14 protein-coding genes are annotated in these 12159 nt (G+C 62.2%); 3 read left to right on the top strand and 11 right to left on the bottom strand.

The window, feature by feature from the left end; all coding sequences use genetic code 11:
* Positions 1 to 19: 19 nt before the first annotated feature.
* From gspN to U0029_RS15395, 11 genes are all read right to left on the bottom strand, one after another.
* A complete protein-coding gene (gene gspN, locus U0029_RS15445; RefSeq protein ID WP_114851647.1) occupies positions 20 to 781 on the bottom strand; it encodes a type II secretion system protein N in 762 nt (253 codons plus the stop codon).
* Between the two features lies 1 nt (position 782).
* Positions 783 to 1343, bottom strand: a complete 561-nt coding sequence (gene gspM / locus U0029_RS15440) for a type II secretion system protein GspM (protein ID WP_114851648.1) — start codon at positions 1341 to 1343, stop codon at positions 783 to 785.
* Positions 1340 to 2314 carry a GspL/Epsl periplasmic domain-containing protein gene (locus U0029_RS15435; protein ID WP_114851649.1) on the bottom strand — a complete coding sequence of 325 codons (975 nt, stop codon included), beginning with the start codon at positions 2312 to 2314 and terminating at the stop codon, positions 1340 to 1342. The genes gspM and U0029_RS15435 overlap by 4 nt, the downstream gene beginning before the upstream one ends.
* A gap of 124 nt (positions 2315 to 2438) precedes the next feature.
* Positions 2439 to 3248 (bottom strand): type II secretion system minor pseudopilin GspK, encoded by an 810-nt coding sequence (gspK, locus tag U0029_RS15430; protein ID WP_305954679.1) that lies wholly within the window; start codon positions 3246 to 3248, stop codon positions 2439 to 2441.
* A complete protein-coding gene (locus tag U0029_RS15425) occupies positions 3245 to 3853 on the bottom strand; it encodes a PulJ/GspJ family protein (protein WP_114851650.1) in 609 nt (202 codons plus the stop codon). The genes gspK and U0029_RS15425 overlap by 4 nt, the downstream gene beginning before the upstream one ends.
* A complete protein-coding gene (gene gspI / locus U0029_RS15420) occupies positions 3850 to 4233 on the bottom strand; it encodes a type II secretion system minor pseudopilin GspI (RefSeq protein WP_114851651.1) in 384 nt (127 codons plus the stop codon). Before gspI ends, U0029_RS15425 begins: the two co-directional genes overlap by 4 nt.
* On the bottom strand, positions 4220 to 4711 hold the full coding sequence (locus U0029_RS15415) for a GspH/FimT family pseudopilin (protein WP_305954678.1): 492 nt from the start codon (positions 4709 to 4711) through the stop codon (positions 4220 to 4222). The genes gspI and U0029_RS15415 overlap by 14 nt, the downstream gene beginning before the upstream one ends.
* Positions 4680 to 5054, bottom strand: a complete 375-nt coding sequence (gene gspG, locus U0029_RS15410; RefSeq protein WP_236824230.1) for a type II secretion system major pseudopilin GspG — start codon at positions 5052 to 5054, stop codon at positions 4680 to 4682. Before gspG ends, U0029_RS15415 begins: the two co-directional genes overlap by 32 nt.
* Before the next feature lie 164 nt (positions 5055 to 5218).
* Positions 5219 to 5644 (bottom strand): type II secretion system protein N, encoded by a 426-nt coding sequence (locus U0029_RS15405; protein ID WP_114851653.1) that lies wholly within the window; start codon positions 5642 to 5644, stop codon positions 5219 to 5221.
* A 126-nt stretch (positions 5645 to 5770) separates the two neighbouring features.
* A complete protein-coding gene (locus tag U0029_RS15400; protein WP_114851654.1) occupies positions 5771 to 6094 on the bottom strand; it encodes a hypothetical protein in 324 nt (107 codons plus the stop codon).
* Positions 6095 to 6191: 97 nt separating this feature from the next.
* Positions 6192 to 6416 carry a hypothetical protein gene (locus U0029_RS15395; RefSeq protein WP_114851655.1) on the bottom strand — a complete coding sequence of 75 codons (225 nt, stop codon included), beginning with the start codon at positions 6414 to 6416 and terminating at the stop codon, positions 6192 to 6194.
* Positions 6417 to 6851: 435 nt separating this feature from the next.
* On the opposite strand from U0029_RS15395, the gene tdc reads away from it, so the two are divergent.
* From tdc to U0029_RS15380, 3 genes are all read left to right on the top strand, one after another.
* Complete coding sequence (gene tdc / locus U0029_RS15390) at positions 6852 to 8696, top strand: tyrosine decarboxylase (RefSeq protein ID WP_114851656.1); 1845 nt, start codon at positions 6852 to 6854, stop codon at positions 8694 to 8696.
* A gap of 192 nt (positions 8697 to 8888) precedes the next feature.
* Entirely contained in the window at positions 8889 to 10325 is a 1437-nt protein-coding gene (locus tag U0029_RS15385) for an amino acid permease (protein ID WP_236824196.1), read from the top strand.
* A gap of 133 nt (positions 10326 to 10458) precedes the next feature.
* Complete coding sequence (locus U0029_RS15380) at positions 10459 to 11832, top strand: APC family permease (protein WP_012416050.1); 1374 nt, start codon at positions 10459 to 10461, stop codon at positions 11830 to 11832.
* The last annotated feature ends 327 nt before the right edge of the window (positions 11833 to 12159 follow it).

Here is a 12159-nt window from a genome sequence, read left to right as displayed (position 1 = left end):
ACAGGCCGGCGGCCAGGTTTCATGGCGCCATGGCCGCGCCCGGCGTGCCGAAGCTTACCGTATCGCCTTGGCGCGGGCCTATCATCGCCAGTAGCCCATCGAGCGCGCGCCGCTGTGCCGCGTCAGTGTTGGCCGCATAGCTGAGACGGCCGGCGAAGCGTACGCCATGTTGATTCGCAATGCCTTGACCGTCGGCCTGTAAGACGCCGCTTTCCGTCGAGAGTGCTAGCGTCAGGTCCTTGCCATTGCCCTGTATGCGCATGACATAAGCGCCGATGCGCGGCAGAGGTGAGAGGGCGGTGCTGGCGTCCTGCCAGCGGATCTGCGCGACTGGGCCGCTCATGGGACGGCCCAAGGTCAGCGCCTGCCAGCGCATGTCCAGCAGGCCGCCCGGACTCAGGGTGTTCCAGGGCGCGCCTAGCGCCGCCATCGCGGCGGCGGGCGCGCGCAGCCCCTGCGCACTGATTTTTATACCGTCCAGACGCGGTGCGATGACAAGCGGGCCTTGCAGCCAGGGATGGGTGGCCTCGATATCCAGACGTGCCCAGCGCACGCGCCATTGCAGGGGCTCGGGCAGCAGGCGGCGCGAATCGGGCGGTCCCAGCGCGATCCAGGCCCGGCCTTCCCACAGGCTGCCCTGGGCATCGGCCAGGCCGATGGGCGCGCCGGCCGGCGAGATCAGGAGCAGCCAGCGTGCAGGCAGCACAGTCAGCCCGGCGATCAGGGCGCACAAGACCAGCCCCATCGCGGCCAGCAGAGACTTGCTATTGAGGCCTCGCATCTTAGTTTCCCTGGGTCAATGCCAGCCGCAGGCTGGCATTGACCAGGCCAGGCAGGGGTCTGCCATTGGGGTTGAGCGCACGGGCCAGTTCGGCCTGCCGAGCAAGCAGCCCCCAATCCCGGGCGCTGGTTTCCAGCCAATCAAGCAGCCGCTGCGCCGGCACATCGTTCAGCGTCAGCACATAAACGGCGTCCTCCTGCGTGAGTGTCCAGTGGTCTGCCGGCAACCCGGCGCGGATCAGGCTGCCGCTCAGATCGGAAGGGGTCGGCAGCTCTGCGCGGACCTGGGCGCGGCGCGACAGCGCGCTGGCCCGAGCGGCCAGATCATCCACGGCCGCCGCCTGGATGCGCAGGCTGGGCAGATCGGTGCGCAGGCGAGCCAGTTTGGCCAGCGGGGGTTCAATAAAACCCAGAAAGATCACCGCAGCGGCCAAAATCGCGCTGACGACCAGCAGCAGACGGCGTTCACGCAGGCTGAGCGCCGCATGGCGGGCGCGTAGCGTATGGAGCTGCGGTGCGGCGTATTGGCTCAGCTTCAGCCAGTATTGAGTCAATCGCTTCATGGTGAGTTACGCGTGATGCGCCAGGTCGGTGTCTTTTCCTGCTGTTCCAGCTTGAGGCCAAGCGAGGCGGCCTGCTGAATCAGCTTTGGGGTGACCGCCAGTTGCCTGGCGGCATCTTCTTCTGCAAAGAGTTGCAGGGTCAGCGCCTGATCGGCGTAATGGAGTTGCTTGACCCTGTCGTCGGTCGGCAGGGGCAAGCGTGCAACATCACGTGCCAGTGACAGAAAATCATGGGAATTGGCCTGGCCGCTGCCCAGGGCGGCCAGGCCCTGCTGCGCCTGACGCAAGGGATCAAGCACCACTGGCAGATTAAAGCTCTGCTGCACGCGTTGCGTCATGCGGGCGCGCAGGGCGCGGGCCTCGGCGTCCAGGTGGCTGGCATAGAGATTGAGGCCGATCAGCCACAAGAGCGCAGCGGCGGCCGTCCATTGCAGCGGGCTGCGCCATTGGGAGACCGTATGGCCTGCCTGGCGGGGCAGCTCTAGGGACCAGCCGGGGGAGGGCGCCCGCCAGCGCGGGTCGCCGCGCGCTTGCAGGGCTTGGCCCTCGCCCAGCGCCGAGGGCGGAATAATGGCGCGCAGCCGCATGCCCTGGCCGGCCAGGAGGGCGCAGGCTTGCTCCAGCGCCGGGCGCGGCGTCCAGGCGACCTCTACCTGCCCATCGGCACCCGTATCGGCATAGCCGATCGCGACTTCATTCAGATCGCCTAGCACCAGCGGTTCGAGAGCGCCGCGCACCACCGCCGCCTGCCGGGCACGGCCCAGCGGCGGCACGCCGATGACTGTCGTGATGATGTCGTCGGGATGCATCACCAGCTCTGCCGGGGCCCGGCGAAAGGCGGTGGCCAGCGCCTGCGCGGTGCTCTCTCCCTGGCGCAAGCCGCCCCGCCGGTCATGCCAGGCATAAGGCAGCAGGGTGTCGGCGCGCAGCGCCGCCAGCGGCGGCAAGGCCACGCGCAGCATGTTTTTCATTGCAACTCTCTTATCCATTGCGTCTTTGGCGCCGCGGGCGAGGCACTGTGCAACAGGGCCTGCATGCCAACCCGCGCGCGTTCGTAGACCAGTGTTCCGCTGGCCAGATACCAATTGCTGTGGGTCACGACGGGGGGATGCCCTCGTTGACGCCGAAGGCCGCCAGGCGGTTGCTGAAGTCTGCGCTGTTGTTGAACCCGTTTCCCCGGTCACGCTCGCCGGTGATCGAGCGCGCCTGAGACAGCGACAGGCCGGGTATCAGCGCGGCGATGACCTCGGGCGGCGCGGTGTTGACGTTAACGCTGACGGCGGCGGGCAAGAGGGTCATCGTGCGCGTCAGCGCAGCACGGGCCGACGGCGGCAGGCGCAGCCACGCCGCCAGTTCGGCCACCCCTCTGGGCAAGGGCGCCTGGAGATCGGGATTGCCTGTGTTGCTGGCTAGGGCGGCGGGCGCCTGAGCGGCCGCGATGGCCTCCAGCAGGGTGTCGGCGAGTGATTCCGGCAGTTGCTGCAATTGCAGCAGCCGCGCCAATACCTTTTGTTGTTCGGACTGCGGTGCGCCATTGCGGGCCAGGGTATACAAATTGAATTTGCCCTGCTCGTCCTCAAGACGGCCGGAAAACACCGCCACCCGCTCATCCCCTGGCCGCTCGATACGCGTATCCATGACGGGTGTCGCCCAGACTTGATCGGGCGTGGTGATGCGGTTCTGACGGCCGTGGTCGCGCAGGATCAGACGGGCCCAATCCGTGCCGCCCTTCAGAAACTGGCGGGCCTGTATCCCAGACAGCGCATTCTCGAATTGGCGTGTGCTGGCGGTTTGGCGCTGAAAGAGGCTGGTCGCCAGCGCGGCGACAACCGCGACGACGATCAGGGCCATGATGACCGCCGTGCCACGCTGGCGCGCTAGCGCTTGCCTGCGTTGTCCCGTCATGGCAGCTCCACCAAGGCGGTGTAGCGCTGCTGCGGGCCGCGCTCCAACGCCAGTTCCAGGCCCTCGGGCGCCGAGCCCGGCGCGCGCGCGGTCGGCACCCAACCGGCGCCCGGCACCCAGGCCCGCAGCGAGAGCGAGGTGATGCCCGGCAACAGCAGCACGCGCTGATCCGCTTGCGGCAGGGGCATGCGGGCAGCGGCCATGCCCGTCGCCCGCCAAAGCCCTTGGCCATCCACCCGCCATTGCACCCGCTGCCACAGGCCCGCGCCATCGGGGTCGGGACGCACAATCTCCAGTACTGGCTGGCCGAGCTGGCGCGTGTTCAGGCGGATGCCATTCGTGAGGGTGATCTCCTCCGTGGTGGGCGGATCGAAAGCGGGCCCGGTATAGGCCAGCTCCACGTCGCGCGAGAGCTGGCCGATGGCGCGCATGACCTGATCGGTGTCGGCCGATTGGCTATCGATGCGCTCGCGCGCGTCGGCCACCTGTCGCAGGCCGCGCCAGGCCATCACGCTGACCAGGGCCATCAATGAAATCGCCACCAACACTTCGATTAGCGTGAAGCCTTGCTGCGCGAGCTGGCGGCGGTGAGGGGACGCGTTCATCGGATACGGGAAATCAAGCCATCCAATTGGATGAGCACGCCCGCGCCATCATTGCCAAGCACCCGCACGCTGGCCTGGCGGAAACTGCGGTTGAGCGAGTTGGCGATCGTGACTTCACAGCGCATGGGCAGGCCACCCTGCGGGCAAGCCGACGTCTGCTTGCCTGCCCGGGGCAGCACGGGCTCCAGCCTGAGCTGTGTCAGCGCGTTTTGCGCCGATAGCAGGGCCAGCGTTTTATTGTGCAAGGCGCGATGGTTGGCGGCCATCAGGCCGGTCGCCCGCAATGCGGCGGTCAAGGCGATGGCAATGATGGCTAGCGCCACCAGCACTTCGATCAGCGAGAAGCCGGTTTGTTGATGCCGCGATTTATCGGATGTCATAGTTGCCTGCCGGGTCACGCCGCAGTTCCACCCGCCGTCCGGCGCTTTCCAGGACCAGCGCAAAGGGCGCCGCGACCCATTCCGTATTGAAAGTCAGCGTGCGTTCGGGGTCTAAGCGCAGGCTTACGGGCGCGGCCGTAAAGCGCATCGGCCGCAATTGTTCGTCGGTGGAGAAATCATCGGGTGGCGGCACACGATCATCCTGAGCGCTCAGCGTGAGAGCGCGGCCATCGCGTTCGAACGCCCAGCCCGCGTTGTTGGCGCGCCAACGGATCGCACGGCCATCGCTCAAGGCCTCGCCTTGGGCCACGGTGAAGGCGCGCTCCAGCCGGCGGGCGTCCTCGAGCAAGGCATCGCTGGCTGGCCGCACCGCCAGCGTCACCATGCCGGCCGTCATGCCCACGATGACCAGCACCACCAGCATTTCCAGCAGGGTGAAGCCGCGCTCAGAGCGCCCAGGAGCCGATGTCTGCATCATTGCCCTCGCCGCCGGCTTTGTTGTCCGCGCCGAAAGAGAACACGTCAACCTCGCCTTTGACGCCTGGATTGAGGTATTGATAGGGCTGGCCCCAGGGGTCGATGGGCAGCTTGTCCAGATAGCCGCGCCAGCCGCTGACCCCATCGGGCTTTTCGACCAGAGCGCGCAGACCCTGAGCCGTATTGGGATAGCGGCCGTTGTCCAGCCGGTATAGCTTCAGCGCCTGCATGATGCCGGCGATGTCCTGGCGCGCCGCCACCTGGCGGGCCTGTTCGGGGCGGTCTAGCACGCGGGGCACGATCAGGGCGGCCAGCACGCCGATGATGACCATCACCACCAGCATTTCGATCAGGGTCAGGCCGCGCTGTAGGGAAAGAGGGGAACGATGACGCACGCGAGATCTCAGTTTTTTTGGGAAAAACTGGATTATGGAAATGAAATAGTGCAGAAATATTAAAGCGGCCTATGGACGCCTCGAATACCGGCTGGACGTTGTGCGGGCGCTGCTCAAGGCAGCGGCACGATGCCAGCCGGCGCGGCCTCACGGGACGGCGTGCGCAGCTGCATTTCGCGTCCGCGCTGATCCAGCACCACCCTGTCTGCGCCGATGTCGCGCAGCACCAGCGCGCCGGGCAGCGCATTGCCGACCCGGTAGGCAGTCGGCGGCCCGCCGTCGATGCTCAGCACGGCCGAACCATGCCGCCCGGCGGCGATGACGCCCAGGATTTTCACATCGCTAGTCAGGGCTTCGTCGCGGCCGAACCAGCGCGCCACCGCCTGATTGTCGGCGGCTGGCGGTGGTGCGGCGGCCAGGGGCGCAGGCATGGCGCCTGGGGCCGGGGCCAGCAAAATCGCACCCCAGACGCCCAGTGCGCAGGCGGCTAGAACCTGAACGGCAAGGGGAGCGGGAAAAACGGGAAGGGCGAAGCGCATAGCGAAACAGGATTGACAGGCTCGGGCGATAGCAGAGCACAGTCATGTTTCAGGCTTGTGATGGCGGCGAAGCCCCAGGCTGTTTCCCCACTAACAAGCCCGCTTACGCGGTGCGGCAGCCCGGCATTAGGGGCGCTTGGCTGGCATGCAGTTCTTGCCAAGCATGAGATCGACAGACTGCCACTTGCCATTGAACTTCTCGCGCGTGTGCTCGAACAGAAACACACCGGTCTTTGCCACGTTGGCGCGGTTCACCTTGCCCTGCAAGGTGTAACGCGCATTGCTGAACCCGCCATCCTCGTAAACCAGTTTTTCCGCCCGTCCATGAATATGCATATGGGCTTCGGGCCGCGGATGATCAAACTCATAAACCACCCGGAAAGGCCTGCCCGCATCACAGTGATAATGCGCCACCTGAACATCGGCATCGACATGAGCATGGGCCGCCATAGGTAGTCCGGTGAGCGGGGAAAAAGCCAAAGAAGCAAGAAGGTATCGATGATTAATCATGGGATATTTGAACAGTTGAGATCAGAAATTAACAGGCTTAACAGCGCAGATAAATAATCTCAGCCATGCCGCCGCGCAGCGGATGCGCGAAGAAATTGCGGATAAAGAGAAGGGGGCTGTGGGGCGTCAGCAAGAAGGCATCCAAAGGCGGGCTGTGTTGGGCGCATGCAGCCCACACGCGGCGCAGGGCCTCCCCGTAGCGCTTACGCGACTCAGCGTCATCGCCATCCGCCGCGACAAGCACGCTGGCAAGGTGCGACATGCCGCACAGGGAGCGGCGTTCTAGGCCTGGCCGAACCGACAGGGCCAAAAAATAAATCGCCCACGGCGCCAGGCATAACACGGTCTAAAAAAGATCGTGACTGCCTATCCCTGTTTTTTTGCAGATTATCTGGTTTAAATCTGACTTGAACTAAAAATACCGTTAATCATTTTTATTAATAGCAATAGCCTATACAGTGACCCCTCTGTTTCTAGATTTATAAAAACGATGATGATTTTAAATAAATGGCACATTGGATATTTTTCGCTTTCAATCTGACTTGAACTAAAAATCAATGACGCTTATGGCCGGTATGGTCAGGTCATTCTCACGGGCTCGTTGATTGATGGTTTTGAATGTAAGCAAAAAAACGCAAATGCCGACTTTTGTATATCTCACCGTATTGCCTGCGGGCGTCAGCAAAGGGAAGGGGTTATGACCACGGATACCAACATTCATGCTCTGTTCATCGGCGATCAGGCAGAAAATGGTGAAAGATTCACGCATATTCTGAATCAGCTGATCCAGGATCACCTCGGCTGGCGCCGGGACTATATGCCCAATGACAGGCCGGGTATCACCGATGCAGAAAAGCGCTCGCCCAGCTTTATCGCGACGGACGCCCGCATGGGTGAGGTCATGGAAGAACTCTCGCGCCGTCTGCGCGGCGGCTCGGTACCCTGGAATAGCGCAGGCCGTTATTGGGGGCAGATGAATTCCGAAACCTTGCTGCCAGCGATCGCCGCCTACAGCTTCGTCATGCTGTGGAATCCGAACAATGTGGCGCTCGAAGCATCGATGGCCACCTCCGCCATGGAAGCCGAGATCGGCGCGGATTTCGCCAAGCTCTTCGGTTTCGACCAGGGCTGGGGCCATATCTCGGCGGACGGCTCCATCGCCAACTTGGAGGGCATTTGGTATGCGCGCTGCGTGAAGTCCATCCCGCTGGCGCTCAAGCGCGTGCTGCCGGCCAGGGTGGCGGGCAAGAGCGAGTGGCAGTTGCTCAATATGTCGGTCGAGGAGATCCTGGATATCTGCGCCACGCTGACACCCGAGGAGTATGACCAGGTCAAGGCGGCGTCGTCCCGCAGCGGCCGGGACCTGCCCAAGCTCGGCAAGTGGCTCGTTCCGCAGACCAAGCATTACTCCTGGGTCAAGGCCGCAGACATCATCGGCGTTGGCCTGGATCAGGTTGTGCAGATTCCCGTGCAGACTGATTACCGCCAGAACGTTACGGTGTTGGAGAAGACCATCCGCGACCTCGCCGCGGCAGGCACACCGATTCTGGGCGTGGTCGCGGTGATCGGCACGACCGAAGAGGGTGCGGTCGACGAGCTCGACAAAATTGTGGCGCTGCGCGAGAAGCTGAAGGCCGAAGGCATCTATTTCTACATCCATTGCGATGCCGCTTACGGCGGCTACGGCCGTTCGCTCTTTATCAAGGAGGACGGCAGCTTCGTCGATTATGCAGACCTCCCTGCGCTGCTGAAACAGCATCATGTTTTCAACTATGACGTGCAGATTTCGGAGTCGGTCTATAAGGGCTACAAAGCCATCAAGGACGTGGAGTCTGTGACGGTAGACCCGCACAAAATGGGTTATGTGCCGTATGCGGCAGGCGGCATCGCCATCAAGCACAAGGCGATGCGCAACATCATTTCCTATTTCGCGCCTTATGTGTTTGAGAAAGGCATCCAGGCGCCCGACATGCTTGGCGCCTTTACGCTGGAAGGGTCACGGGCGGGCGCCACGGCTGCGGCGGTTTGGGCTGCGCACCGCTGCGTGCCGCTGAACGTAAGCGGCTACGGCCGTCTGGTGGGCGCATCGATCGAAGCTGCCCAGCGTTTCAGAGCCTTTCTCGCCACGCTGGAGTTCAAATTTGGCGACAAGGTGGTCAAGGCGCACCCGCTCAATCATCCCGACTTCAATATGGTGGATTGGGTGTTCAAGGTCGAAGGGGAACAAAGCCTGGCCGCGACCAATCAGCTCAACGAAACGGTATTCAACTACTCGTCATACCTGAATGGCAACGACTTCAACAATCGTTTCCTCACTTCGCATACGGCCTTCTCGACAGATGACTACGGCGACAGCCCTCTGCCTTTCGTCAAGTCCATGGGCTTCTCGGAGTCGGAATGGAAGGCGGTCAAGTCGGTCACGCTGCTGCGTGCGGCCATCATGACGCCTTACCTCACTAACGACGCGCTGTTCGATTACTACGCCAAGGCGATCAAAGCCACGCTGGAGCAGCGGCTCCAGGAAGTGCTTACTCAGGGCTAAGCCGCCCGCGATACGGCTGGGGGCGGCGCGCAGCTTGCCACCAGCCGGCAGTGTATTGGCGGTCAATGATCTCTGTGCCTTGAATCCAGGAGCATGTTCATGGTGAGCAAATCGGCAGCGGGTGCATCTCCTGCTTCGAACCCTATCGGGCTTTTCACATTTATTGGTATGACTTGCGCGCTGGTAGCCAGCGTGCGCAACATTCCCGACCTGTCGGCGACTGGTTGGAGCATGTTTTTCTATATGTTCGTGGCGACGTTTATGTTCGCCCTGCCGATCACGCTGATCTCCGGCGAGTTCGCCGGGATGAAGCCCAAGGAAGGCGGTCCCGAACTCTGGGTGACGAGCGGCATCGACGAGCGTTGGGGTTTTGTCACCTCCTGGCTGCTGTGGGTGCAGATGTTTCCTGGCATGGTGATGGTCGCCTCCTCACTCGCTCCCTTGCTGGCCATCGCCATCGGCAACAACGCCATAGGCGAGAACAATACGTTTACCTTGATCTGCATTCTCGTCGTTTACTGGGCCATTTCCATCTTGAACATGTTCTTCGACATGGCCAAGATCGGCGGCAGAATCGGCGCCTGGCTCGGGGTGTACATCCCGGTCATCATGCTGCTCGTGCTCGGCGTGGCGGCGACCATCAAGACGGGTATCCAGACCAACAATTACCTTGGCGAATTCTCGGTTGCAAAGCTGTTCCCGGACACGCTGTCGGCGACAGGGTCCTTGCAGTACTTCGCGGCGATATGCTTTATCTATACCGGCATCGAGATGTCGTCGGTCTACATCCCGCGTCTGAAGAATCCGATCGCGACCTATATCAAGGGTATCTTTATTGCCCTGGTGTTCATGCTGCTCTTTAACCTGGTCAACGCTTTCCTGCTCGCCAATGCCGTAGCACCAGGTCAAATCCAGCTTAACAATATTGCACAAGGCCCCTTGCTCTGGCTGCAGGCGCTTGGGCTGCCGATGTGGATCGGCAATGTGTTCGCAGGATGCGTCTTTATCGGCGTAGCCGTGCAGCTTTCTGCCTGGGCTTCAGGTCCGGCCAAGACCATTCAGGCCAGCGCCCGTCGTGGTTTGTATCCGCCTAGCCTGGGCTATTGGCGCGAGAACAAGTACGGCGTGTCGCGCACCATTATCCTTACCCAGGCCATCATCATCTCGCTGTTCGCGCTGGTCTATCTGCTGATTCCCGCTGTCAATGCGGCCTTCCTGCTGCTCGTGACCGCAACATCGGTCATCTATTGCGTGGTCTACATCCTGATGGCGGTGGGCATTGTCAAGATGCGCAAGGCACAGCCCGATGTCCCGCGTCCTTTCCGCATTGGGGGCGCGAATAGCAAGGGTAATTTCTGGCTGTGGGTGGTGATCGTGGTTTTCCTGGGCACCATACTGGCCTCCATCATCCTGACGCTGTTCACCTTCTCGTTTGTGGATGCTGCGATCGTGATCGGCATTACCGTCGTTCTGACCGGACTGCCGCTCTATATCCACCATATTCGCAAGCCGCAATGGAGGGTTGACGTCGAGGCCAAGATGCAAGCCTTGGGCCAAGGCCATCTGATAGCCAAGCCCGAATCCGCTGCCGCCATCAAGACGGCTCCAGGCGGGCGCGGCGCCGCCTGAGGCAGGGCCTAGAACATGCCCGGCCAGTCTGACTGGCCGGGCATGTCTACGGGCGGCCGCTTCGGCGCCTTGGCTTTCGGGCAGGGCCGAGGCGTCTTTGACATGGCACGCGATGCCTAAAACGAGCGCGACGATGATGCAGCAGAAACAGAGTGGGCGGGGCGGACAGAAATTAGGCTTGATCTCCTGCGTGGCTTTCGCCGTGGGTTCCATGGTGGGCGGCGGCGTTTTCGCGATGGCGGGCGTCGCCGTCAACATGGCCGGCCCGGGCGCACTGCTGGCCTATTTGCTTGCGGGTATCGTGGTGGGGTTTTCGGCCTTGAGTTTCGCCGTGGTGGCCAGCCGTGCGCCGGAAGGAGAGTCCGGCTATACCCCGGTTGGCGTGGAGCTTGGCCAAATCTGGCAGTTCATCACGATGTGGGCGTTCTACGTGTCCACCGTGACAGCCGTCGCCTTCATGCTCATCGCCTTCGGCAATTATTTGCAGTACTTCTTTTCCAGCGTCGATGCGCTCCTCGTGGCGCTCGTTGGACTCTTGGCGCTGGTGTTATTGAACCTGACTTCGGTCGGTGTGATCGGCAAGGCCGAAAGTCTGATGGTGGGGTTCAAACTGCTAGTGCTCTTCGCCATGATCGGCTTCGGTCTGGCCGCATTTAGCGGTGAACGCCTGACGCCCTTTTTCCCCAAAGGCGAGATGCCGGTTCTATCGACTGCGGCCATGCTTTTCAGCGCCTATCTCGGCTTTAGCGTGATCACCAATATGGCCGGGGTCGTCAAGAATCCGCAGAAAACCGTGCCGCGTGCATTGATGCTGAGCATAGGCGTGGTGGCGGTCGTCTATATCGGTATTACCTTTGCGCTGCTGATGGCCGACGTCGGCGATCTTGGCGACGCCGGTCTGGCCAAAGCCGCCGAAGTCCTAATGGGCAAATGGGGCGCCTGGCTGGTTGCCCTGGCGGCCTGCATTTCTACGCTCTCCGGATCCAACGCCACGCTGCTCGGGGTTAGCGAACTCATGATAGGGATGGCGGCTAAAGGCTATGTGCCTTCGTTCATGGGACGTATGAGCCGCGCAGGGCATGCGCAGATGAGCGTCTTGATTGCCGGCGCCGTGGCCTGTGTGCTGATGCTGACCGGAGACATCGCGTCCATCATCACCTATTGCAGTGTTGCAGGCATCTGGGCTTTGATTATGATGGACATCACGGCATGTCGCATCGCCTGGAAGCGCTGGGGGCCGATCGGCTTGCGCTTGCCCTTCGGTGGCCTGATTCCGGCGCTAGCCGCGATTGCGGCGGCGGCGCAACTGCCCTCTTTGGGGTGGGAGCAGGTCCTCATCGGCACGGCCATGGTGGCTGCGGGATTTCTGATCTATGCGCTGCGGCACCGCTCTGACCCAAAAGAGCGGGAGACGACCCAGGCGCAAATCGCGGCGCAGCAGACGCCCTTGCTGCGCCATGTGCAAGGCGCTCAGGCAGCTGAGCATGATCGTGGCGCGGCATCTTGACCGATATGGGCCTGCGGCCCTCCAACCGAGGCGCGAGCTCAGCGAGTGGTCTCAGCGCCCGGTGGCTCTCCCTTGGCCGCGCAGCACGCCCTCGGCAGAGGGCCGTTCCTGGCGCTGCGCCGAGACGCAAGCTTACAGGCGAGTCGGATCGCCATGGGCTGCCGCTAGGTGGCGCTTGAGCCGCCCAGTGCAAGATCGGTTTCGGAAAAGCGCTTTAGCTTTGAAGCATTTTTCAACCATTGAATAAGAAATTTACCGGCCTGAATATGGACAAAGCCGTTGACGCTTCCTAAGCTAATCCGGCCTGTCGCTTCGTCCTAGTTGCGG

The sequence above is a fragment of the Bordetella avium genome, from assembly GCF_034424645.1.
Taxonomy (GTDB): Bacteria; Pseudomonadota; Gammaproteobacteria; order Burkholderiales; family Burkholderiaceae_B; genus Bordetella; species Bordetella avium.
The sequence above is the reverse complement of the archived record's forward strand: the minus strand, read 5'-3'. Positions and strand labels throughout refer to the sequence as shown.

Excerpts from the sequence above, each read along its gene's own strand:
- gspN (WP_114851647.1), bottom strand. The coding sequence starts at position 781 with ATGCGAGGCCTCAATAGCAAGTCTCTGCTGGCCGCGATGGGGCTGGTC.
- gspM (WP_114851648.1), bottom strand. The coding sequence starts at position 1,343 with ATGAAGCGATTGACTCAATACTGGCTGAAGCTGAGCCAATACGCCGCA.
- U0029_RS15435 (WP_114851649.1), bottom strand. The coding sequence starts at position 2,314 with ATGAAAAACATGCTGCGCGTGGCCTTGCCGCCGCTGGCGGCGCTGCGC.
- gspK (WP_305954679.1), bottom strand. The coding sequence starts at position 3,248 with ATGACGGGACAACGCAGGCAAGCGCTAGCGCGCCAGCGTGGCACGGCG.
- U0029_RS15425 (WP_114851650.1), bottom strand. The coding sequence starts at position 3,853 with ATGAACGCGTCCCCTCACCGCCGCCAGCTCGCGCAGCAAGGCTTCACG.
- gspI (WP_114851651.1), bottom strand. The coding sequence starts at position 4,233 with ATGACATCCGATAAATCGCGGCATCAACAAACCGGCTTCTCGCTGATC.
- U0029_RS15415 (WP_305954678.1), bottom strand. The coding sequence starts at position 4,711 with ATGATGCAGACATCGGCTCCTGGGCGCTCTGAGCGCGGCTTCACCCTG.
- gspG (WP_236824230.1), bottom strand. The coding sequence starts at position 5,054 with ATGCTGGTGGTGATGGTCATCATCGGCGTGCTGGCCGCCCTGATCGTG.
- U0029_RS15405 (WP_114851653.1), bottom strand. The coding sequence starts at position 5,644 with ATGCGCTTCGCCCTTCCCGTTTTTCCCGCTCCCCTTGCCGTTCAGGTT.
- U0029_RS15400 (WP_114851654.1), bottom strand. The coding sequence starts at position 6,094 with ATGGCGGCCCATGCTCATGTCGATGCCGATGTTCAGGTGGCGCATTAT.
- U0029_RS15395 (WP_114851655.1), bottom strand. The coding sequence starts at position 6,416 with ATGTCGCACCTTGCCAGCGTGCTTGTCGCGGCGGATGGCGATGACGCT.
- tdc (WP_114851656.1), top strand. The coding sequence starts at position 6,852 with ATGACCACGGATACCAACATTCATGCTCTGTTCATCGGCGATCAGGCA.
- U0029_RS15380 (WP_012416050.1), top strand. The coding sequence starts at position 10,459 with ATGATGCAGCAGAAACAGAGTGGGCGGGGCGGACAGAAATTAGGCTTG.